We start from the raw sequence: 23532 nt of genomic DNA, 5'->3' as shown, positions 1-23532 counted from the left end.
GAGTCGGTCTGCTCGCGGCTGAGGACAGCAGCGCAAGCCGGGAGAGGAACGTAACGAGTGGCCCCTGAGGGAGTGGTTGACCCACGCACGCTGACCGAGGACACGGTTCTCGAACGGGCGCAGCATCCGTCGCTTTCTCGCGCGCAGGACACGTGGTCGTTCGCGCGGGCGGAGCGATTGCTGGGCAAGGAGTACCACGGTCGGTTTCTGATCGAGTTGCTCCAGAACGCGGCGGACGCCTGGCGCAAGGTGAACCCGGGCGATTCGATGTGTGACCTCGTCGTGGTGCTTGACGACTCTCCCGCGCTGGTGGTGGCCAATCGTGGGGGGCCGTTCCCTGCCTCCGTCGTGCTCGAGTCGCTGGGGCAGATCGGGCTGTCCACCAAGGAGGCGGGCGAGGCCATCGGACACAAGGGGATCGGCTTCAAGTCGACTCTTGAAATCTCTGCCGACCCCGAGATCTATTCGGACTTCTCCCAAGGGTCACCTCAACTCGCGGTCCGTTTCGACGCGGAGCAGGCCCGGGACACGATTCGAGCCCAGTCACCGATATGGGACGAGTGGGTTGCCCAGCAACGCGAGTTCCAAGCTGCCCCCTTGCAGGCGGTCCCGATCCTCCGTTACCCCGACTGGGTTGAGGACGTGCCCGGGCTCGTCGCCGAGCTTGGCCGAGAGGGTTACGACACCGTCGTCCGTCTCGGCCACTCGGCAGCTCTCGGGTCTCGGGAGAACTGGGTCGCCAAGGTTCGTGCATCCATGGACGACATCAGCGATCAGATCCTCGTGCTTCTGAGAATCTTCGACAGCATCCGTATCGAGGACCGGATCGCGGGCACTGTTCAGGACATCTCCATGTCCATCGACTCGCGAAGCGCGGTCCACGGAATGCTGGTCGAGCAGATCTCGATCCGACGCGATGGAATGACGAGCTCGAATTGGGTGCGCTACCACCGGCAGTTGGAGGACAACGGGGACCTTGCTTCCGAGGTCACGAGCGCGTTCCGCCTGGACGAGGACGATCCGAGGGTGCCCGTTGCCGCTCACGACGATCCAGAAGCTTCGTCGCCCTTCCACCTCTTCTTCCCGACTCGGATCGGCTCCGGCTTGCCCTTCCTGCTCCACGGCTACTTCGAGGTCGACGCAGCCCGCACGGGCTTCTACGCCGGGTCCATGGAAGCCAACCAAGTGATCATGGACGCCCTCGCCGACCTAGTGATCGAAGCCGTCGATCACCTGACCGAAACCCACGAGGGCCTGGACCTCCTCGCCCTCGCCGAACTCGTTGCCACTGCGCCCGCGCCAGAGACGCCTCTCGCGAAGCACTTCAATACGCGTGTCCTGGCCGGCCTCGATCATGTCGCATGGCTCCCCGGCGCGCCCGGGTCACCGAGACGCGTCGCCCCAGTCACCCTCCTCCCGGGGAACAGGGAGGTCACCGCATCACTGCTTGCAACGTTCCCTGTGGACTACCTGCGCACACGAACCGGCTGCGAGATCGCTCACCCCGACCTCGCCGTCGAAGTCCACAGGTTCCTTGAAGAGAGGCGCGAAGATTCGGAAACGCTATGGGAAGCACTTCACGAGCTGTTGCGACCGGGGCCGTCCTCGCCGTGGCCTTCGGATGCCGTCGCCGACGGACACTTCCTGTCGCTGCTCGACCTCCTCGACGCCGTCAAGCGTATGGATCCGTTCCGGGGCGGCCAGCTCATCGGAAACCTGACCGGAGACGACGAGGCCTGTCTGATCCCGGTGACGCGACCTGATGGACTCCGGGCTCTGGTCCCCGTTCCCGACCCGGACGGCTCCAAGCCGGGAGCGCGCGGCATCGCAGTGATGGCCCGACTCGGTGAAGCGAGCAGGCGCCCGCTCACGCCACCGCGGTCGCTGGACGTCGAGTTCGTGGCGGACGGTCTGCTCGACGAGCAGACACGCGCCAGATCCGAGATCCTGGGTGTCCGCCCGTTCACCGTTGATGCCGTCCTGGACAGGCTCACCACCGCTGGCGCGCGACTTGATGAGAGGGACCGGACCGAGCTGCTCAGGTTCCTATGGAACTTGCTGGCCAGAGAGCGGCGATCCGACTTCAGCACGCTCGCCAGCAGTGAGCGTGCCTTGACCTACGCAAACTACCGCTGGTTCTGGCTCGTCCCAGGACGGGCAAGGGCGGACGTCAGTCAACAGCAACGGCAGCGACGGGAGCGGAGTTTGGCCCATGTGCACTTGCCCGCTGCGGACGGGACGTGGAGACCCGCAACACACCTGACCTTCGGTGCCGACTGGGCAGATTGGGTCGAGACGAACCTGCCGTATGCCGACGCCGCGAGGCGCTCCGCAGCGATGCGCCGACTGGCTGAGTTGGCGCCGGGCAGTGGGTCCCTCCTCGCCGCACCAGATGTCGTGCTTGAGTACCTGCCGCTGACGTCGCTCGAGAACCTTGCCGATGAGTTCCCAAGCGAGGAAGGTGCTGACGACGAGGAGGCAGAAGAGGCGGAGGGTGCTGAACACACACCCCCCGATGACGCAGATCCAGGCTCGGCCAGCGCTGGACTCGACACCCTCACTGAACGCGGAGCACTCGAGCAATTCGGTTTCCTCCTCCGCCTCGGGTGTTGGGAGATCCTTCCGGTCGAAGGGCATCAGACAGGTCGCGCGGACCCGGACAAGAGTTGGCCGTGGCCGGAAGTCCGCGACGGGATGGCACGCGACACGGACCCGCAGGAATGGAACTTCGAGTCCTGGAACTGGGGAGGCACCGGTCACAGCAAGATCACAGTCGCCGAAGACGCACGATTCAGGTGGCCCCTCGAACGGGCAGATCACAACTTCCGCCAACTGATGTCGCGAGCCGTCGCTGACGGCTCCGCCCTGTATGCGTCCCTCGCCGGATCCTCAGCCTTCTGCCCCGGATGCACGACCCCCGCGGGCAACTACCACTCCAAGCGCTATCGGACGAACCCCGGCGAGGGGCGTCCTAGCACCTTGGCGTTGCAGCTCAACAGGCAAGCCTGGCTGCCGACGACGGTTGGCGGCGTGCCGGCCGACGGGCACCCCGCCGACGATGCCTGGGCCGACCTCCGGGGCCTCGATCTCCACACGATGAGGACCAGCCCGCTTCAACACCTGCCACTGGTCGACGCATCCGACTGGGCTCCCGCACTGCGCGAACTGTGTGGACTCGAGACGCTGGACGAGGCCCCACCAGCCCGCCTTGTTGCACTGCATTCCGCCTTACGCACGCTGCTAGAGGGGTCTCCAGAGCACTACGCGCGAAGTGCGAGGCAGTCCTTCGTCGGGCTGCATCGCCTCGTTTACGAGGCTTTGAGCATCAAGGAGAGGAATCCGGAACTCCTCGACGATCTCGAGGTTCTCTGCGAGTTCGGCACCGCCCTCGTACACCGCCGGCCGGATCTGTGCCGGCATGATGATGGGCGGCATGTTGCCCACCGCCCGCGGTTCGCCGGTCGTGTGCCCTTCGTCGTACTCGCGCGGGACAAGACAGCCGTGGCTCGCGGCCTGGGAGTTTCGGCGTTCGACGTCGTCGTGGAGCGCCAAGGCAGCGACGAGGGCGTGGACATCACTGAACAGCTCCGTCACGAACTGACCGACCGAATCCCAGAGCTGCTCGCCGTCATGGTTCACCACGCCGGTGGAACCAACCCGCTGGACCCCACCGGCGATGCCTTCAGAGAACGTGCGAATCGCCTCCGCAACCTACGAGTGCGCCGCCTGAATGACCTCGTCCTCGTCGTCGCGGTCGTGGGTATGCCGGCCGTTCGTGAGGTTGTGGGGGACTCCACCAGGGACGAGAGCTACCTCGACACCGGGCGCGCTGGCAGGCCCGTGATCTTCCATGACATCGACGGAGAAGGCTGGCGAGCGCGCCTCTCGCGTCGGCTCGCGGGCCACCTCGCAACTCTGAGCGACGTTGCAGGCGCCTACTCCGATACCTTCCAACTCCTCCTGACGGCCGAGGACCACGACCGCGAGGATCTGTTGCGCTCTTGGGGAGTGCTGCCAGAGCACGTTCAGCAGATCCGGTCCCAACTCGGGATCTTCACCGACACGGACCACGCACGCACGACCAACTGGCTGGGGGCGGTGCTCGATGTGCTGGGCCACCCCGCACCGACTGCCCAAGACGTGCTGGATCACGAAGCTCTGACGACTGCTCTCGGCGACGCGGGCCTTGAGCGTGCCGACGCGGAAACCGTGGCCTACGGGATCGCGGCGGACAGGCCCGGTGACCGACGCGGTGCCGTGATCCGGACCCTGGACGCCAACGGTGTGGACCTCGGGGCACTCAGTTCCGCCTTGGAGCAACGTCACGAACCCCGACTCTCGATCGGGGTGGCGGCCGAACGACTCAAGGACTGGTGCGACCGACATGCGCAGCGGTTGGTGGCAGCCTTGGCCCACAACGGTGTCGACGAAGGTGCGGCGAAGGCTGAGGTAGCAGCCGTCTCCGCGGCCGCCGACTTGGAGTTCGTTCTGGAGCCCACCGCCGGCCAATACCTGGCCGCCGTTGTGGCATTGCTTCATCGTCACGGGCTGAGTTTGGAGGCAGTCGCCCTCGAACTCGACGCGCCGCAAGCGATCGCCGCAGCCCTTGGTTGGCAACGAGCCGAGTTGGACCAACGTGTCCGCGAGTTGTACGACGACGAGGCCCGCGCAGCTCGCCTGGCCGACCTCGCCCAGAAGTGGGCACGCGAGATCAAACTGCTCTCACTCCTGGCCAGGACCAGCGGTGCATCCGCTGCCGTGATCCGCGACGAGGCCCGGCAGATCGACGAGGTGCTCGGTAGGCCACGATCACCGTCGGCCCTGCTTCAGGTGCTGGACGAGCTTCTGGCGGGGGAGCAGTTCGAGGCGCTCCGCGGGGTACTCGCAACGCTGTTGGTCGATGATCTCCCCGGCGAACCACCTGATCGTCACTCAATCCTCGCACTGGCGGAGCGGCATGGGCTCCCTGGCGCGGCGGCCGAGCAGGTGCTGGCGACGCTCCGGCGCGAGCAGAGCAAACGCGTTGCAGTGTTCACCCACCAGAGCCGAACTCTCATTGACAGCGGCGTCCAGGTCACGACGCCCGTCGAGCTGGCGCCTCCGCCGCCGCCGAGGATGCCGTCAAAGGGGCGGAAGTTCGTGGCACTTGGAACGGTCAGCGTCGAGGTCGAGTGGCGCAAGAAGCAGATCGGCAACGAGGCGGAGTCCTGGGCGGTCACCGCCATGACCAAGACTCTGCTCGACCTCGACAACGCGACGCGTCGTCGGGCGATCGAGGCGATCGACTCCATGCTCGACAGCTACGGCTTCACGGGCACCGCCACAGAGCGAGTCCATGGATTCGCCCGCGCCGCCACCGAGGCCGACCTCGACCAGGAAGACGTCATCGACCGGCTCACCGAGTTCCTTCACGTTTCAGCGTTCGCCGACGGATTCGGATTCGATGTCCTGGGGTGGATCCTCGACGACTCAGAGCCAGATGGTGGCTACCCGATCGCGCTGGAGGTCAAGGCGGCTGCCGGCTCGTTCTTCTTCTCCAGCGGCGAATGGGACCGAGCTGAGCGAATGCGCGCGACGGACGCATCGCGCGCCGCGTACGCGGTCCTCGCCGTCCGTCGTGATCCGGGATCTGCCGCGCCGGCAGCGATGGACCTACTCATCGACCCTGTGCAGCTGTGTATGGACGGCAAGATCGATCGCGACGTCGACACATACCGCATGCGATACACAGTGCCTAAGGAGGGGTGAGAGCGATTCGATCGCTGGCGGAAACTGGCCACTTACGGGTCCGACCTGCCCCGTGCTCACCCGATCCACTCCGTAGTGGACTGTGAGGTCTTCCCGTGTAAACCCGAGGAGATCCACGATCTTCGGAACGTTTCCGTAGCGGCGGCAGGAAGCCAGAGGGTTCGGGTTCAAATCTCCCTCGTCGGGCCATACCTTCGCGCGTCCCGGCCAATCCCGAGGCGACCCCGTGCCGGATGATGCAGTTACGTGCTGGCGCCCCGTTGACCCGGCCTTTCGTCGGCGGGGGTGTGTAGCGCCCGGAGACCTGCGGCTCCGCTGGTGCAGGGCCCCGTCTGCGTTCCTTTGTGCTTGTCGGCCCTCGCCTGACGCGAGGGCTCGGATTGGGCTCGCTTTGATTCGCAAAGGCACGCAACGGGGTGCCGTCGTCACCCGACGTCGCAAACGGCATCGCTGCAGGTCAGGGGCGCATTCGGCCTCGTGAGCGCAGTCGCTCACAAAAGATCGCACTTACGCTCAGGGCCATGAACTTGTTTCCGATGACGCACCACATGGAGTGCGTCGCCCTCTTGTCGAGGAATGGACCCGCGATGTCGTAATACATCACTACGATCCGGCGCGTGCATCTCATCGTGTTTGTCCTCAAGTGGGCGCTGGAAAAGGTCGCCGTATTCGTGGCGCTCGTGATGGTCGTGTTCATGGGCATGCTGCTCGTCCAGAAGGCGGTTCCGGCTCTACGCGACGCGGTCGCTGATCGCGACCGTCTTGAGGCGCTCGCGGACGAGCGCGCATCTCTGGAGACAGATATCCAGAAGCTCGAGGCCGCCGCGGAGGAGGGCCAGAGCAACGCCGTCGAATCAGTGACCACAGCGGTGCAGGCCGAGGTCGAAGAGGGCCGACTCGCTGTTTCTGAGAAGGCCGATGACCTCGAGCGCGTGCGAGAGGAGCACGAGATCTGCGGCTGGCGAGGCGAGGTGGCGGCCTGGGTTTTCCCCGGAAATGCATGCGACGAAGCGGAGGCAGCGATCGCAGCCGCCGATGGGGCACTGACCACGGTGGAGACGAACCTTGAGCAGGCGGAAGGTGAGTTGGCCGTTCTGACGGACCCTGAGCTCGATGACTCAGAGAAGCTCGACCAGCTCGGAGCCGACGGTGGGCAGTCGGTCGTCGAGCGGGAGATCGACAACTCCCAGGCCGAGCTGGACCAGAAAACTGCGGAACAGGAGAGCCTAGAAGAGCGGCAGAACTCATGGGCCGGATGGATCGTCGCTACGTGGGCACACACGTGGAAGTGGGTCGTGGGAACCGCTCTTCTTCTCTTCGGCCTGCCGGCGCTCTCGCGGATCATCGGCTACTTCGTGCTGATGCCTTTGGTGACGCGGGTGCCCAAACCAATTCGACTGGCGGCAGGGTCGCTCGATCAGGACGCACAACTTCGTTCGGCGCCTGCAGAGCGGACCCTGACGATCCACCTGAATCCAGGTGAGGTCCTGTCGGCGCGCTCGGACTACGTGCGGCCGGTCGGTGGCAAAGCCCGGAACCTCTTTCTCTACGACAAGACATCGCCATTCATCAGTTTTGCGTCAGGCCTACGTGGTCTCAGTCGGATCACGGGCGTGGACGGCGGTACCTCGGCGAAGTTGACGGCTCCGACAGACCCCGACGCGTACCTGATGCGCATCGACTTCGCTGACCATCCGGGAGTCGTGATGCATCCCAAGCACGTCGTGGGCATCATCGGGACGCCCGACCTCACGACGCGCTGGAGTTGGGGCATGCAGTCGCTGGCAACGTGGCAGGTCCGTTACATCCTCTTCGCCGGAACCGGAAGCCTGCTCGTACAAGGGAGCGGTGACGTCGTAGCTCTCAATCCAGAGGGTGGAACGGCAAGGATGGACCGAAATCTGGTGATGGGATTCGACTCCCGCCTGGATCGAAGCGTCGGTCGAACCGATGTCTTCACGTCCTACTTTCGCGGGAGGACGTCCCTCGTTGTGGACGAGTTCGAAGGCGACAGCCCTCTCTTCTGGCAGAAGTCCACCGCCGACGGCGCCAGCAATCCCATCGCGAGGACGTTTGATGCCTTCTTCTCCGCTGTGGGCAAGATGTTCGGCTTCTGACTGGCTCGCTTGTGGCGCGCGCCGTAGCAGGAGAGTGTGGGTGGCATGGCCACCTACGAGGTGAACACGGCAGCCGTCTCCCACGCGAGGAGGCTGATCGAGGCGAGGCAGTACGTCCTGGACAGCGACTGGGGCGAGGTCCAGCCGCACGCGGAGGCGGAGAACGCCTACCTCGAGCGGCACTCGTGGGACGACTACGGCGCGTGGTTCCTGGGCCTGACCGAGGGCGCCAACGACGAGACCAAGGCGCGGCACGCGTTCGTGTACGGCGACCTGCGCCGGGTGCACCGGAGCGGGCTGATCGCCTGCGTCTACCGCGCTGCCGAGTGGCGGCACAAGGACGTCGAGCTCGCGGCCCACGACCTGCTGCAGCACCTGGACCGGGTGAGCGCCTGAGCGACGGCACCGCACGGCGCACGGCACGCGCGTCCGCTGGAATCACTCCTTGACGTCGTGTATCTTGATGTCGAGAGACCGAGAATCCCCCCAAGTAAGGTTCGCCTTCCTTTCCGTCGCTCCGACCGCGACGGCAGGATGGACGCGAACCCGCTGAAATCCCGAGGAGATGTGGCTGATGGCCAGTCAGGACAGCTTCGGTGCCAAGGGCACCCTGGACGTCGACGGACAGTCCTACGAGATCTACCGCCTCGACGCGGTGAAGGGTGAGGGCCTCGACGTCGAGAGCCTGCCCTTCTCGCTCAAGGTGCTGCTGGAGAACCTCCTCCGCACCGAGGACGGCGCCGACATCACGGCCGACCACATCAAGGCCATCGCCGGGTGGGACGCGAGCGCCGCTCCCGACCAGGAGATCCAGTTCACGCCCGCCCGCGTGATCATGCAGGACTTCACCGGCGTGCCCTGCGTCGTCGACCTCGCCACCATGCGCGAGGCGATGGCCGAGCTCGGCGGCGACGCCACCAAGATCAACCCGCTCGCCCCGGCCGAGATGGTCATCGACCACTCGGTGATCGCCGACGTCTTCGGCACGCCCGCCGCCTTCGAGCGCAACGTCGAGATCGAGTACGAGCGCAACCGCGAGCGCTACCAGTTCCTGCGGTGGGGCCAGGGCGCCTTCGACGACTTCAAGGTCGTCCCCCCGGGCACCGGCATCGTCCACCAGGTCAACATCGAGCACCTCGCGCGCGTGGTCATGGTCCGCGACGGCGTGGCCTACCCCGACACCTGCGTCGGCACCGACTCCCACACCACGATGGTCAACGGCATCGGCGTGGTCGGCTGGGGCGTCGGCGGCATCGAGGCCGAGGCCGCGATGCTCGGCCAGCCCGTCTCCATGCTGATCCCGCGGGTCGTCGGCTTCAAGCTGTCAGGCGAGCTGCCCGAGGGCTCGACCGCCACCGACCTCGTCCTCACGATCACCGAGATGCTCCGCGAGCACGGTGTGGTCGGCAAGTTCGTCGAGTTCTACGGCCAGGGCGTCTCCGCGCTGCCGCTGGCCAACCGCGCCACCATCGGCAACATGAGCCCCGAGTTCGGCTCGACCATCGCCGTCTTCCCGATCGACGAGCAGACCGTCGACTACCTCCGCCTCACTGGCCGCTCCGAGGAGCAGCTCGCGCTCGTCGAGGCCTACGCCAAGGAGCAGGGCCTCTGGCACGACCCGAGCGCCGAGCCGCGCTACAGCGAGCAGCTCGAGCTCGACGTCTCCACCGTCGTTCCGTCGCTCGCCGGCCCGAAGCGTCCCCAGGACCGCGTCGAGGTCAGCAAGGCCCAGGAGGGCTTCCAGAAGGCACTGGACGACTACACCGAGGACAAGGGCGCCACGGCGTCGGTCACCCTCGACGGCCAGACCTTCGAGATCGGCCACGGCGCCGTGACCATCGCGGCCATCACGTCGTGCACCAACACCTCCAACCCGAGCGTGATGATCGGTGCGGCGCTGCTCGCGAAGAACGCCGTCGACAAGGGCCTCTCGCGCAAGCCGTGGGTCAAGACCACGCTCGCGCCCGGCTCCAAGGTCGTCTCCGACTACTACGACCGCGCCGGCCTGACGCCGTACCTCGACAAGCTCGGCTTCAACCTCGTCGGCTACGGCTGCACGACCTGCATCGGCAACTCCGGCCCCCTCATCCCCGAGGTCAGCGCCGCGGTCAACGAGGCCGACCTCGCGGTCACCTCCGTGCTGTCGGGCAACCGCAACTTCGAGGGTCGGATCAACCCCGACATCAAGATGAACTACCTCGCGTCCCCGCCGCTCGTGGTGGCCTACGCCCTGGCCGGGTCGATGGACCTCGACCTGTTCAACGACGCGCTGGGCCAGGACCAGGACGGCAACGACGTCTTCCTCAAGGACATCTGGCCGAGCCCGTCCGAGGTCGAGGCGACGATCGCGCAGGCGATCAACTCCGAGATGTTCAACGACTCCTACCAGGACGTCTTCGCCGGCGACGAGCGCTGGCAGTCGCTCCCGACCCCCGAGGGCAACACCTTCGAGTGGGACCCCGAGTCGACCTACGTCCGGCGTCCTCCCTACTTCGACGGCATGCCCCACGAGCCGGAGCCGGTGACCGACATCGTCGGCGGCCGGGTGCTGCTCAAGCTCGGCGACTCGGTCACGACCGACCACATCAGTCCGGCCGGTGCGATCAAGAAGGACAGCCCCGCGGGCCGCTACCTCGCCGAGCACGGGGTCGACCAGCGTGACTTCAACTCCTACGGCTCGCGCCGTGGCAACCACGAGGTCATGATCCGCGGCACGTTCGCCAACATCCGCCTGCGCAACCAGATCGCGCCGGGCACCGAGGGTGGCGTGACGCGCGACTTCACGACGACCGACGGCGACGTCACCAGCGTCTTCGAGGCCAGCGCCAACTACCAGGCCGCCGGCACCCCGCTCATCGTGCTCGCGGGCAAGGAGTACGGCTCCGGCTCGTCGCGCGACTGGGCCGCCAAGGGCACCGCGCTCCTGGGCGTGAAGGCCGTCATCGCCGAGTCCTACGAGCGGATCCACCGCTCGAACCTCATCGGCATGGGCGTCATCCCGCTCCAGTTCCCCGCGGGCAAGACGGCCGACGACCTGGGCCTCACCGGCGCCGAGATCATCTCGATCTCCGGCATCACCGAGCTCAACGACGGCACCACGCCCAAGACGGTCACCGTGAAGGTCGAGCCGGCGCCCGGCACCGACCAGTCGTTCGGCGAGGTCTCGGAGTTCGAGGCCACCGTCCGCATCGACACCCCCGGCGAGGCGAACTACTACCGCAACGGCGGGATCATGCAGTACGTCCTGCGCAACCTCCTGCGCGCCTGACCGCACGCACCGGCTGAGACACGGCCGCGTCCGGGACCTCCCGGACGCGGCCGTTGTCATGTGTCGCCCGCCCGCCCGCGCCCGGCATCTAGGGACGTTCTGGGTGGTCCGGAGGGTGGGATGCCTACCAGAACGTCCCTAGATGCCAGGGGAAGGTAGGTAGGGAGTGGCGTCGGTCGGGACCCAACCTTTCGGTGAGCTCGTGGCGTAGGTGTCTGTGAGGATGCCGGCGACGAGGAGGACCAGTGGACCTGCAGGACGGCCTGAAGGGGCTCGAGCGCGTGGCGGGTGACACCGTCGCGGATCTGCCCACCCCACCGTCGGGAGCTCTCTGGGACCGTGGCGAACGGTGGCGCCGGCGGCGGCGGGCTGGATCGCTGGTCGTGGCCGCGGTGGGAGTGGTGCTGATGATCGCCCTGTCCGCGGTCACCCTCCAGCGCGCGGCTACCCCGGAGCCAGCTGTCACCCCCAGCAGTGCACCGACGCTTCCGGACCGGGTCTACGACCACCCTGCCTGGGGTCCGGTCGGGATGCCGCGAGAGCCCGTCGTCGCAGCGCAGCTCGCCACGCGCGAGACCTGGGGCGGCCCGGTCAACGCGATCAGCGTCATCACGGGATCGGGTCGCTACCTCTACCTGGACGTCGACGGGGATCTCGCCGAGCGGATCGCGTTGTCGCCGGACGGCCGCCGGGTGGCCTACTGGCTCGCGGGCACACCGCGAGGGACTCCGCGCACGAGGGAGGGCCACAACACCAGCGTGACGACGGTGGCCGTCGTCGACGTCGTCACCGGCGCAGTCGTCCGTCACGAGTTCGCGACCGAGCACGGCATCACGTCGACGGCCCTGCTGTGGGCCGACGCCACGACTCTCGTGGGGGCCTTCGCCCAGTGGAAGGCGGGCGCCGACGGCACCGCGATCGACCAGTCCTCGGCCGTCGGTGGCACGAGCTGGGCCTGGGACGTCTCGCGCGGTGGCGAGCTCCGCCAGCTCGAGGGTGAGGTGTTCAGCGAGCTCGACGCGTTCAGCGAGGCCGCAGGTGAGCGACTCCTGATCGGCCGCGACGTCGTCGACCTGGCCACGGGTGACGTACGCCGAGTGGCCCGCCGCGGCTTCACCGGCTCCAGCGGCGCTGCCGGGTCCAATGCCGTCCTGCGTCAGGACGGAACGCTCGCGCAGATCGGCGGTCCCGGGCTCGGGGGCCGCGTCCCCAACCAGGTGACGCTCGGTGATCTCGACGACGCCGTGCTGGGGCAGCAGGTGGTGCCCGGCACGGAGCGCACCTTCCAGGTGCTCGGTTGGCGGGACGCGCAGCACCTGGTCGTCGTCCGCCGCACGACCTCGGGCCCTGAGTCCGTGGGCTCCGACGAGCTCGACTACGAGATCGTGTCGATCGACGTCGCCACGGGAGACGCGGAGCCGGTCACCACCGGCGGCTCGTCCATGCTGGCGTGGGACTGGGCCGAGGGCCTGCTCACCGCACCTGTCGTCGACGCCGTCCAGCCGTCCGACCCCGTGGACCCGCGCGTCGTGGCCGGGTTGGGTGTGGCGCTGCTCGTCGGCACAGTGGGTGGCCTGGCCCTCTGGAGGCGCCGTGCCCGACCGTGACGACTTCGAGGACTTCGTCGCCGCGCGCTACCAGCCGCTGCTGCGCACGGCGTACCTCCTGACCGGCCACCGCGCCGACGCGGAGGACCTCCTCCAGACCACCCTCGCGCGGTGCGTGCCGGCATGGCGGCGCATCAGCGGGGATCCTGAGCCCTACGTGCGCAAGGTCATGGTGCGTGAGAACGTCACGCGCTGGCGGCGACGACGCTGGAGGGAGGTGACCACCGACGCCGACGACGACACATTCCGGGTCGCGGTGACGGACCCGTCCGTGCCCGACCGGGTCGTGCTGGCCGATGCGCTCGGCCAGCTCCCGCCGCGGCAACGCACGGCTGTCGTGCTGCGGCACGTCGAGGGCCAGCCCGAGCGGGAGGTCGCCAGGGTGATGGGGTGCTCCGTGGGCACGGTGAAGTCGCAGACGCACGCGGGGCTGGCGCGGCTGCGCGTGCTGCTCGGGGAGGACGGCGAGGACCGCCCGGCCACCGGGTCCACCATCCCGTCCGGGTCGCACCCAGCCCGTCGGTAGCCTGACGCCGTGAACGACGACGAGCGGCCGGACCAGGTCGAGCCGGAGCCGCCCGTCGAGCCGCCCCTCGGGCCATCCGCAGAGCCGGATGTCGGGTCGGACGTCCCCGACGACAGGTTCGCCGGGGCCGAGGTCGTCGAGTCCGCTCCACGTGGCAGGCCTGCCCTCCCGTTGGTGCTCGCGACCGTGGGCGCGGTGCTGGTGCTCGGTGCCGCACTGGTGGCGCCGCTGATCGATCAGGCCCTGCGAGGCGAGGAGCAGGCGCAGCGTGCCCTCGACCTGGCCCTCGTCGAGACGTGGGAAATCACGGACCGGGCCCACACGACCGACGACGTCGACTACCCGCAGGACCCGCCCGCCGGTGGCGCCCACGCGCCGATCTGGCTCGACTGCGGTGTCTACGACGTCCCGGTGCGCGAGGAGAACGCGGTCCACGACCTCGAGCACGGCACGACGTGGATCACCCACGACCCCGACCTGTCGGCCGGCGACCTCGCCGAGCTCGAGGCCCTGCTGCCCGACAACGGGATCATGTCGCCCCGCGACGGGCTGCCCTCGCCGGTCGTCGTGACGGTGTGGGGAGCCCAGCTCCAGCTCGACGGCGCCGACGACGAGCGGCTCCCGCTGTTCCTCGAGGAGTACGGCGACGGGCACACCGCCCCCGAGTTCGGCGTCTCCTGCCAGGGCGGTACGCCGGACCCGCAGGGCGCGCTCCCCGGCGAGGGCACGAACGCCTGAGTTCGCTAGCGTGGCGGGATGATCGTCGCGTTCTCCATCTCGCCCACGTCCAGCGACCCCACGGGGTCGGTCACCGAGGCTGTCGCGGCGGCCGTGCGCGTGGTGCGCGAGTCGGGGCTGCCCCACGAGACCAACGCGATGTTCACCAACATCGAGGGGGAGTGGGACGAGGTGATGGCCGTGGTCAAGCAGGCTGTCGAGGTCGTCGCCGCGGTGTCCCCGCGGGTCGGGCTGGTGCTGAAGGCAGACATCCGGCCCGGGTACGACGGCCAGCTCGCCGCCAAGGTCGAGCGGGTCAACGACGCGCTGGCGGACTGAGCCGTGCGCAGCGAGACCCGCACCTACCGCACCGGCGGCGACGAGGTCGTCCTCGACCTCACCCGTGACGCGTCGGACTTCGTGAGCGGCGAGGGCGACGGACTCCTGCACGTCTTCGTGCCGCACGCCACCGCGGGTCTGGCGATCATCGAGACGGGCGCGGGCTCCGACGACGACCTCCTCGCCGCGCTGGGCGACCTGCTCCCGGCCGACGACCGGTGGCGGCATCGGCACGGCTCGCCCGGGCACGGACGCTCGCACGTCATGCCGGCCATCGTCCCGCCGTACTGCTCCGTGCCGGTCCTCGACGGGCGGCTCGCCCTCGGGACGTGGCAGAGCATCTGCCTGGTCGACCTCAACGTCGACAACGCCCGGCGCGAGGTGCGCTGGTCGTTCCTGGCGGGATGACGGACGGCTGAGGTGGACTGGGCGCGGCCGACGCCAGCCGAGCGCGACGCCGTCCTGCCGGGCGACGACCTCGTGACGGCCGACGTGGTGATGGACCGGGCGTTCGACCTCGATGCGCCTCCGCATGAGGTGTGGCCGTGGCTGGTCCAGCTGGGGAAGCGGAGGGCGGGCTGGTACCTCCCTGCCGGTGTCGAGCGATGGGTGCCCAGGTCGCGGTGGGCGCTGCGACGGATCGAGCCGCGCCTCCTCGAGCACCACGTGGGCGACGTGATCCCCGACTGGGGTGGTGCCGACGCCACGTTCACCCTCGCCGCCATCGAGCCACCCGCGCTGTTGCTCTACACGTCGCGTCGCGGTCGCACCGAGCTCACCTGGTGCCTGCAGGTGACGGAGACGGGTCGCGGCTCCCGCGTGCACCTGCGGCTGCGGCTGGGTCCGGTGAAGCGGCGCCGGCTGGCGACCCACGCCGGGGGCTTCTTCGACGCGCTGACGATCAGCGGCCTCGCCGCGGGACTCCGGGAGCGTCTCGCCAGCTAGCGTGGCACCCGTGACCGACCTCGAGATCCGGCCTGTCGAGGCGCGTGACGCCGATGCGGTGCTGGGCGTCGTCCGGGCGGCCTTCGGTGCCCACGACCCCGATGGGGGCGTCAAGGTCGCCGACCTCTGGGGCGACGTGCGCGCCAGCGACCACCTGCTCGCCGAGCGGGTGGCGGTCCTCGACGGCCAGGTGGTCGGCCACGTCGGGGTCAGCCGGTGCTGGATCGACGCGCGGCGCGAGCTCGTCGAGGCCTGCATGCTCTCGCCTTTGAGCACGGCTCCCGCGCACGAGCGGCGGGGGATCGGGACGGCCCTCGTCGCGGCGGCGGTCGAGGCGGCACGCGAGCTCGGCTGTCCGGCGATCTTCCTCGAGGGAAGCCCGGACTTCTACGGCAGGCGCGGCTTCGAGCCGGCAGCGACGTACGGCTTCGAGGCCCCGTCGGTGCGCGTCCCGGCGCCGGCCTTCCAGCTGGTGCTGCTCAGCGAGGTCCCCGACTGGTTGAGCGGTCGCGTCGTCTACCCCGACGTCTGGTGGCGCCACGACTCCACCGGTCTGCGTGACCCCGACCTGGCGGAGGTCGAGAAGGCGCTCGGCACCGGCTGACCATCGAACACGTGTTCGATAGAGTGGTCGGGTGTTCCCGACCCCCCAACCCCGCAAGCGGCCGACGCCGCCGCAGGGGCACGCGGGGGTCGCGCCGCCGGGGTGGCCGCGCCAGGTGCGTCCGCCCGACGCGCCCGACTGGGAGGTCACCGCGGCGAGCTGGCTGCTCGACCTGTGCCCGCCGGACTACCGGCGCTTCGCCGGGTTGAGGCGCCACGTCGTGGTCCTCGCGCGGTTCGCCGTGCTGCACGTCGAGGCCCAGCAGCTCGCCACGCGACGTGGGCTCAGCGAGATCCGCGGCGACCTCAAGGACGTGGCCGAGCAGGCCGTCGTCGAGGCGGCGGTGCAGACCTTCCAGCTCGAGGACGCCCGGCTGCTCGGCGTACGTCGTGAGGTCGGACTGGTCGAGGACGCGCTGCGTGGCCGTCGCTACCGGGTGCGCATGTAGGCCGTGGCTAGGGTCGCGGGATGGTCGACCCCACCGTCCGCACCGACTACGTCTGCCTGACCCTCGTCGATCCGCGCGGGTGGCTGCTGATGCAGGAGCGTGACGAGCACGCGCCGGTCTGGCCGGACATGTGGTGCTTCCCGGGCGGCGGGGTCGAGCCGGGGGAGACCGCGCGCGACGCAGCCGTGCGCGAGCTGGTCGAGGAGACCGGCATCGTGGTGGACGAGGTCGACGACCTCGGTGAGCTCGAGGTCGTCAGCCCACACGGGCGCTTCCGCTACCACGTCTTCGTGGCCCCGACCGAGCTCGGCGACGACGACGTCGACTGCCACGAGGGCCGGCAGATCGTCTTCGTCGACCCGGAGACCGTCGGCGGACTGCCCCTCGTCGACTCGACGGCGATCGCGCTCGACGCCGTGCGCGCCTGGGCGGCCGACCACGCGCCGGTCCCGCCGCCGGACGCGCGCGGCTTCGCCGGGGTCGTGCTCGTCGACCGCCGGGGTTGGATCCTGCTCCAGGAGCGCGACTCGAACCCGCGGATCGACCCGGACTGCTGGGGTCTCTCCGGCGGCCATCTCGAGCCCGGCGAGGAGCCGCGCGCCGGTGCGCTGCGCGAGCTCGCGGAGGAGACCGGCGTACGGCTCGAGCCGGGCGACCTGCACGACGTCGGCGCCTTCGCCACCGACCACCGTGCGTCCTACGGCACGTGGGACCGGATGTGGGTCTACGCCGCCGCGGTCGACCTCACCGACGAGGACATCGACTGCCGCGAGGGCCGCCAGATCGTCTTCGTCGACCCGTCCACCGTCGGCGAGCTGACGTTGACCAAGGGCGGCGAGGCCATCGTCCCGGCCTTCCTCCGCAGCGATCTCTACGCCAGCATGGCGCCATGAACCACACCGGCAGCCTCACCGTGCACCCCGTCCCCGGCCCCGGTGCCGAGGACGTCGTCGTCGGGCCCGACGGCACCGTCTACACCGGCACCGAGGACGGTGCGATCTGGGCGCTCGACCCCGCGACCGGCAGCACCCGCCGGGTCGCCGACACCGGCGGTCGCCCGCTCGGCGTCGAGCTGCTGGACGACGGCGACCTCCTCGTCTGCGACGCCCGGCGGGGCGTGCTGAAGGTGTCTGTCGGGTCGGGCGCGGTGGAGGTGCTCGTCGGCGAGATCGGCGGCACGCCGATGAGGTTCTGCAACAACGCGGCGGTCGCGGTCGACGGCACCATCTGGTTCAGCGACTCCTCCCTCCACCACGGCGTCCTCGAGTGGAAGGACGACTTCGTCCGTGACACCCGCACCGGGCGGCTCGTCCGCCGCGATCCCGACGGGACCGTGACCGTGGTGATGGACGGGCTCCGGTTCTCCAACGGGGTCGCGCTGGCCGCCGACGAGTCCTACGTCGCCGTGGCCGAGTGCCGCGGGCGCACCGTCGTACGCCTCTGGCTCGCCGGCCCGCGGGCCGGCGAGCGCGACCACCTCGTCACCGACCTGCCGGGCTATCCCGACAACATCAGCCGGGGGAGCGACGGCCTCATCTGGGTGACCATCGCCAGTCCCGTCGACCCGCTCGTCGAGCGGCTCGGGTCCGCGCCGATGGTGCTGCGGCGCGCGGTCACCAGGATCCCCGAGGCGCTCCAGCCGAAGCCGAAGGTGACGATCCGCGTGCAGGCGTACGACGACGACGGCCGGCTGGTGCACGACCTCGACCTGCCCCAGCCCGAGCGGGGGCCGGGCTACCACATGGTCACCGGTGTCCGTGAGCACGACGGCCGGGTGTGGATGGGCAGCCTCCACGAGCCGGCGGTGGCCGTCCTCGACCTGTCATGAAATAGACTCGGGCGTTATGGCACTCCTCGACTCGATCGCGTCGCCGAGCGACCTCCGCGGACTCTCGGCCGACCAGCTGGACGAGCTGGCCGCCGAGATCCGCGACCTGATGATCCGCACCGTCGCGACCAACTCCGGGCACCTCGGGCCCAACCTCGGCGTCGTCGAGCTGACCCTCGCCATCCACCGCGTCTTCGAGTCCCCGCGCGACCGGGTCGTCTTCGACACCGGGCACCAGTCCTACGTCCACAAGCTCGTCACGGGGCGCCACGCCGACTTCGGCACGCTCCGCAAGGAGGGCGGCGTCAGCGGCTACCCCAGCCAGGCCGAGTCCGAGCACGACATCGTGGAGAACTCGCACGCCTCCACGTCGCTGTCGTACGCCGACGGGCTGGCCAAGGCCTACGCGATCCGCGGCGAGGACCGGCACGTCGTCGCGGTGATCGGTGACGGCGCGCTGACCGGCGGCATGGCCTGGGAGGCGCTCAACAACATCGCGATCGCGAAGGACAGCCGCCTCGTGATCGTCGTCAACGACAACGAGCGCTCCTACACCCCGACGATCGGCGGCCTCGCCACCGCGCTGACCTCGCTGCGCACCAACCCGCGCTACGAGCAGGTCCTCGACCTGGTCAAGAAGCGCCTCAACGCCGTCCCCGGCGTCGGGCACGCGGCCTACGACGCGCTCCACGCGGTCAAGAAGGGCATGAAGGACGCCCTCGCCCCGCAGGGCCTGTTCGAGGACCTCGGCCTGAAGTACGTCGGCCCCGTCGACGGCCACGACCGGGCCGCGATGGAGCAGGCGCTGGCCAACGCCAAGCGCTTCGACGGACCCGTCATCGTCCACGCGATCACCCGCAAGGGCCAGGGCTACGACCCCGCCCTGCGCCACGAGGCCGACCAGTTCCACGCGCCCGGTCCCTTCGACGTGCAGACCGGTGCCGAGAAGCCCAAGGGCAAGATCTGGACCGACCACTTCTCCGAGGCGATCCTCGAGGTCGGCGAGCGACGCGACGACGTCGTCGCGATCACCGCGGCGATGATGCACCCGGTCGGTCTCGACGCCTTCGCCCAGAAGTACCCCGCGCGCACCTTCGACGTCGGCATCGCCGAGCAGCACGCCGTGACGTCCGCCGCCGGGCTGGCGATGGGTGGGCTGCACCCGGTCTTCGCGGTCTACGCGACCTTCCTCAACCGCGCCTTCGACCAGGTCCTGATGGACGTCGCGCTCCACCGCTGCGGCGTGACCTTCGTCCTCGACCGCTCAGGCGTCACCGGCGACGACGGAGCCAGCCACAACGGCATGTGGGACATGTCGATCCTGCAGGTGGTGCCGGGCCTGCAGCTCGCCGCGCCACGCGACGTCACGCGGCTCCGCGAGCTCCTCGACGAGGCCGTGCAGGTCGACGACGCCCCGACCGTGGTGCGGTTCCCCAAGGGACCGCCCCCGGCGGACGTCCCTGCGATCGACCGCGTCGGCCGGGCCGACGTGCTGGTCCGCGAGGGCGAGCAGGACGTGCTCCTCGTCGCCGTGGGCTCCATGGCCACCACCGCGGTCGAGGTCGCCTCGCGGCTCACCGACCAGGGCATCGGCGTCACGGTCGTCGACCCGCGCTGGGTGAAGCCGGTCGACCCGGCCGTCGTGGCCCTGGCTGCCGAGCACCGGCTGGTGGTCAGCGTCGAGGACAACGGTCGCGTCGGGGGCTGCGGCGCGGTCCTGCTGCAGACGCTCAACGACGCCGGGGTCCGGACGCCGTTCCGGCTGCACGGCATCCCGCAGGAGTTCCTCGACCACGCCAAGCGCGACGCGATCCTGGCCCGCATCGGCCTCGACGCCCAGACCCTCGCCCGCGCCATCGTCGAGGACGTCACTGCCCTCGACCGCGGGCTGTCGCTGGTCGACCACTCCGCCTGACGCACCGCCCTCCGACGACGGTCGCGCTCACGACGTGAAGTGCACCCCGATCGGCAGCTGGAACGCACCGACCGGCCCCTCGATCGGGATGCCGGGACCGTCGCAGGTGCCCGCCACGGCGTCGCAGGTCAGGAGCGACGCCTGCTCGCCGGCGGTGTCGAGCTGGTCGAAGGCCAGCACGGCGACGGTCGTCGCGTCGAGCCAGTCGTAGCCGACGGCCCACTCGTGGCCGTGGTCGAACGGCTCGGACTCGGCGGTCGCGGCGTCGAGCAGCCGGCCCTCGTCGTCGGCCTCGACCGCCAGCGTCCTGCCGTCGGGGGAGAGGTCGGCGAAGTCGTCGACCGTCGCCTCGACCGTGGACCCGGCCCGCGAGATGCGGAGGGTGCGGTCCGCCCCGCGCGAGACGACCGTGCCGGACTCCGCGTCGAGCACGACGTCACCGAGGTCGTCACTGATCCTCTCGTAGCCGTCGGGAGCAGACGGCTGCCATGAGTACGCGCCTGCGGAGTCGGCGACGTACACCAGCGCGCCGTCGACCGCGGTGACGCGCGCAGCCGCGCCGGGCAGCCGGGGTGCGCGCTCGGTCGAGCCCGTCGCCGTGTCGTAGCGCACCACCCGCCCGTCGGCGTCGGCCCAGGCCACGAAGCTCCCGTCGCTGACGATCTCGGGGTCGTCGGCCTCGGGGGCGGAGGTGCGGCCGACGACCTCCGACGTGCCGGCGGACCACACCCGCACCTGGTGCGCGGCGTCGGTGAAGGCGATCGCGTCCCCGACCCAGACCCACGCGCGGACGTGCGTGCCGAGGTCGACCGACGAGCCGTCCGCGCGGTGCAGCGTGCTCCCCGTGACCCATGCGAGGGCCTGCGGCGAGGCCGTGGTGCCGTCCGCGACGGTGGTGTCGGACGGCGTACGGCCGAGGGCGGCCGCCCCGGCGAGCACCGCGGCGACCGACGCCGCGGCCACGCCGCCGACAATGGCCGTACGACGACGACGCACGCGCCGCTCGCCCTCACGGGCGATGGCGAGCAGGTCGACGGTGGGTGCGTCGAGCTCGTCGGCGCGGTCGTGCATGAGGTCGGTCAGGAGCCCGGTCATCGGGTCGCCTCCATCAGGTGCAGGGGGAGCAGGTCGGCGTCGCCGTGCACTCCCAGGTCGTCACGGAGCTTGCGGAGCGCGGCGTGGGCCTGGCTCTTGACGGTGCCGACGGCGCAGTCGAGCACCGCGGCGGTCTGGGCCTCGGTGAGGTCCTCGTAGTAGCGCAGCACGATCACGGCGCGCTGGCGCGGCGGCAGGGACTGGAGCGCCTGCCACAGCAGGTCGCGGGTCGCGACGTGGTCAGCGTGGCCGCCGGTGACGCTCTCCGGCACGGTGTCGGTGGGGCGTTCGCCCCAGCTGCGGCGGCGGTACCACGAGATGGCGGTCGTGGTGATCGCCTTGCGGGTGTAGGCCTCGGCCCTGCCCGGGTCGCGCAGCCGCGGCCAGGCGACGTACGTCTTGGTCAGCGCCTCCTGGAGGAGGTCCTGGGCGAGGCCGCGGTCGCCGACCAGGAGGTAGGCCGTGCGGTGCAGCGGCGCCGAACGGGCGGCGACGAACTCGGCGAAGGCCGCCGGATCGCGTCGTGGCATCGGTGGTCCTGACTTCTCGGGAGCGGGTCACCACTACCGACGATCCCACCACCCGCGATGGTTCGCCCGATCTCGCAACACGCGTGGCCAGAGTGACGAGCGGCACGTCGCGGGTCTACGTTGCTGGGATGAGCATCTGGCGCACCAAGTCCATCGAGCTCTCGATGGCCGACACCGAAGACCCCGAGTTCAAGCTGAAGAAGAGCCTCACCGCCCTCGACCTCACCGTCTTCGGCATCGGCGTCATCATCGGCGCCGGGATCTTCACGCTGACCGGCCGCGTGGCCCAGGCCTACGCCGGGCCCGGCGTCGTCTTCTCGTTCATCGTCGCCGCGATCTGCTGCGGCCTCGCCGCCCTCTGCTACGCCGAGTTCGCCTCGACCGTGCCGGTGTCCGGGTCGGCGTACACCTTCTCCTACGCCACCCTCGGCGAGATGATCGCCTGGATCATCGGCTGGGACCTGATCCTCGAGCTGATGCTCGGCGCGTCGGTCGTGGCGCAGGGCTGGTCGTCGTACTTCGAGACGTTCCTCGGCGAGATCGGGCTCGGCTGGCCCGAGAGCCTCGGCTACGGCGACACCTTCGACCTGCCGGCGTTCCTCCTGGTCGTGATCCTGACCGCGCTCGTCGCCTTCGGGATCAAGGAGTCGCTCCGGGTCAACCTCGTGCTCGTCGCGCTCAAGCTCTTCATCGTGCTCTTCGTGATCGTGATGGGCATCCAGTTCATCGACACCGACAACTACAAGCCGTTCGTCCCGGCGAGCGCACCCGGCACGACCGGCGAGGGCTGGCTGCACACCCCGCTGATCCAGACGGTGTTCGGCGCACCGGGCGTCTACGGCGTCGCGGGCATCCTGTTCGCCGCCTCGCTCGTCTTCTTCGCCTACATCGGCTTCGACGTCGTCGCGACCACCGCCGAGGAGGCCCGCAACCCGCAGAAGGACCTGCCGCGCGGCATCATCGGCTCGCTGGTCGTCTGCACGATCCTCTACGTCGCGGTCGCCCTGGTGATCACGGGCATGGTCAAGTACGACGACATCAACCCCGACGCCGCGCTGGCCACCGCCTTCATCGACCAGGGCAAGGACGGCTACGCGACGCTCATCTCCGCGGGAGCCGTCGCAGGCCTCACGACCGTGGTCATGACGCTGATGATCGGTGCGGTGCGCGTCTTCTTCGCGATGAGCCGCGACGGCCTGATGCCGACGGCGTTCGCCCACGTGAGCCCGAAGACCGGCACGCCCGTCCGGATCACGCTCGCCATCGGGCTGGTCGTCGCGCTGGTCGCGTCGCTCACCCCGATCGGCAAGCTGGAGGAGATGGTCAACATCGGGACGCTGTCGGCGTTCGCCCTCGTCTCCATCGCCGTGCCGATCCTTCGCAAGAACCGCCCCGACCTCGAGCGGTCCTTCCGGGTGCCGTTCTCGCCGTGGCTGCCGTGGCTCTCCGCCGCGATCTGCGTCTTCCTGATGCTCAACCTCACCGCCGAGACCTGGCTGCGGTTCCTCGTCTGGATGGCCCTCGGCTTCGCGATCTACTTCGGGTACGGCTACCGCCACAGCCGTGTCGGCCAGGGCGCCGGCGAGCCGGCGAAGGACTACTCCCGGCGCGACTGAGGCCCTCCGAGCCCGGGTGGTGCGCCGGGTGGTGCGGCGGGCGGTGCGTGAGCCACATTCGGGACATTCGGAATGTGGCTCACTCACCGCCCACGGGTGTGTCGTACGCCGCCACGCCGAGGGGCGGTGCCACAGCCACATTCGGGACGCTCGGAATGTGGCTCACTCACCGCCCACGGGTGTGTCGTACGCCGCCACGCCGAAGGGCGGTGCCACAACCACATTCGGG

General features: G+C 69.5%; 18 protein-coding genes. 16 read left to right on the top strand and 2 right to left on the bottom strand.

Annotated features, from left to right (window positions below):
- The first annotated feature begins 57 nt into the window (after positions 1–57).
- The 15 genes from EUA93_RS17055 to dxs all read left to right on the top strand — a co-directional run bounded on the left by EUA93_RS17055 (position 58) and on the right by dxs (position 20062).
- A complete protein-coding gene (locus tag EUA93_RS17055) occupies positions 58–5748 on the top strand; it encodes a sacsin N-terminal ATP-binding-like domain-containing protein (RefSeq protein WP_129401506.1) in 5691 nt (1896 codons plus the stop codon).
- Positions 5749–6365: 617 nt separating this feature from the next.
- Entirely contained in the window at positions 6366–7865 is a 1500-nt protein-coding gene (locus EUA93_RS17050) for a hypothetical protein (RefSeq protein WP_129401505.1), read from the top strand.
- Positions 7866–7910: 45 nt separating this feature from the next.
- Positions 7911–8261 carry a hypothetical protein gene (locus EUA93_RS17045; protein ID WP_129401504.1) on the top strand — a complete coding sequence of 117 codons (351 nt, stop codon included), beginning with the start codon at positions 7911–7913 and terminating at the stop codon, positions 8259–8261.
- A 178-nt stretch (positions 8262–8439) separates the two neighbouring features.
- Positions 8440–11133 carry an aconitate hydratase AcnA gene (gene acnA / locus EUA93_RS17040; RefSeq protein WP_129401503.1) on the top strand — a complete coding sequence of 898 codons (2694 nt, stop codon included), beginning with the start codon at positions 8440–8442 and terminating at the stop codon, positions 11131–11133.
- Between the two features lie 383 nt (positions 11134–11516).
- Positions 11517–12740: a hypothetical protein gene (locus EUA93_RS17035; protein WP_129401502.1), complete on the top strand. Its 1224-nt coding sequence runs from the start codon at positions 11517–11519 to the stop codon at positions 12738–12740.
- Complete coding sequence (locus EUA93_RS17030) at positions 12727–13266, top strand: SigE family RNA polymerase sigma factor (protein ID WP_129401501.1); 540 nt, start codon at positions 12727–12729, stop codon at positions 13264–13266. Before EUA93_RS17035 ends, EUA93_RS17030 begins: the two co-directional genes overlap by 14 nt.
- A 9-nt stretch (positions 13267–13275) precedes the next feature.
- Positions 13276–14004, top strand: coding sequence for a DUF3105 domain-containing protein (locus tag EUA93_RS17025; RefSeq protein WP_129401500.1), 729 nt, complete (start codon positions 13276–13278; stop codon positions 14002–14004).
- An 18-nt stretch (positions 14005–14022) separates the two neighbouring features.
- Positions 14023–14322 carry a thiamine-binding protein gene (locus EUA93_RS17020; protein WP_129401499.1) on the top strand — a complete coding sequence of 100 codons (300 nt, stop codon included), beginning with the start codon at positions 14023–14025 and terminating at the stop codon, positions 14320–14322.
- Positions 14323–14325: 3 nt separating this feature from the next.
- Positions 14326–14730, top strand: coding sequence for a YjbQ family protein (locus EUA93_RS17015; protein ID WP_129401498.1), 405 nt, complete (start codon positions 14326–14328; stop codon positions 14728–14730).
- Positions 14731–14742: 12 nt separating this feature from the next.
- Complete coding sequence (locus EUA93_RS21850) at positions 14743–15267, top strand: hypothetical protein (protein ID WP_207208812.1); 525 nt, start codon at positions 14743–14745, stop codon at positions 15265–15267.
- Positions 15268–15277: 10 nt separating this feature from the next.
- Positions 15278–15871, top strand: coding sequence for a GNAT family N-acetyltransferase (locus EUA93_RS17000; RefSeq protein ID WP_207208811.1), 594 nt, complete (start codon positions 15278–15280; stop codon positions 15869–15871).
- A gap of 31 nt (positions 15872–15902) precedes the next feature.
- Entirely contained in the window at positions 15903–16319 is a 417-nt protein-coding gene (locus EUA93_RS16995) for a hypothetical protein (protein ID WP_207208810.1), read from the top strand.
- 20 nt (positions 16320–16339) lie between these two features.
- Positions 16340–17212: an NUDIX domain-containing protein gene (locus EUA93_RS22080; protein ID WP_129401496.1), complete on the top strand. Its 873-nt coding sequence runs from the start codon at positions 16340–16342 to the stop codon at positions 17210–17212.
- Positions 17209–18147 carry an SMP-30/gluconolactonase/LRE family protein gene (locus tag EUA93_RS16985; protein WP_129401495.1) on the top strand — a complete coding sequence of 313 codons (939 nt, stop codon included), beginning with the start codon at positions 17209–17211 and terminating at the stop codon, positions 18145–18147. Before EUA93_RS22080 ends, EUA93_RS16985 begins: the two co-directional genes overlap by 4 nt.
- A 16-nt stretch (positions 18148–18163) precedes the next feature.
- Positions 18164–20062 carry a 1-deoxy-D-xylulose-5-phosphate synthase gene (dxs, locus tag EUA93_RS16980; protein ID WP_129401494.1) on the top strand — a complete coding sequence of 633 codons (1899 nt, stop codon included), beginning with the start codon at positions 18164–18166 and terminating at the stop codon, positions 20060–20062.
- A gap of 27 nt (positions 20063–20089) precedes the next feature.
- On the opposite strand, the gene EUA93_RS16975 is transcribed toward dxs, so the two are convergent.
- Complete coding sequence (locus tag EUA93_RS16975; RefSeq protein WP_129401493.1) at positions 20090–21157, bottom strand: WD40 repeat domain-containing protein; 1068 nt, start codon at positions 21155–21157, stop codon at positions 20090–20092.
- Positions 21154–21687, bottom strand: coding sequence for a SigE family RNA polymerase sigma factor (locus tag EUA93_RS16970; RefSeq protein WP_129401492.1), 534 nt, complete (start codon positions 21685–21687; stop codon positions 21154–21156). Before EUA93_RS16970 ends, EUA93_RS16975 begins: the two co-directional genes overlap by 4 nt.
- A gap of 128 nt (positions 21688–21815) precedes the next feature.
- Between EUA93_RS16970 and EUA93_RS16965 the strand changes: the two genes are divergently transcribed.
- Positions 21816–23303 (top strand): amino acid permease, encoded by a 1488-nt coding sequence (locus EUA93_RS16965; protein ID WP_129401491.1) that lies wholly within the window; start codon positions 21816–21818, stop codon positions 23301–23303.
- Positions 23304–23532 lie beyond the last annotated feature (229 nt).

The sequence above is a fragment of the Nocardioides oleivorans genome (assembly GCF_004137255.1).
GTDB lineage: Bacteria > Actinomycetota > Actinomycetes > Propionibacteriales > Nocardioidaceae > Nocardioides > Nocardioides oleivorans.
The sequence above is the reverse complement of the archived record's forward strand: the minus strand, read 5'-3'. Positions and strand labels throughout refer to the sequence as shown.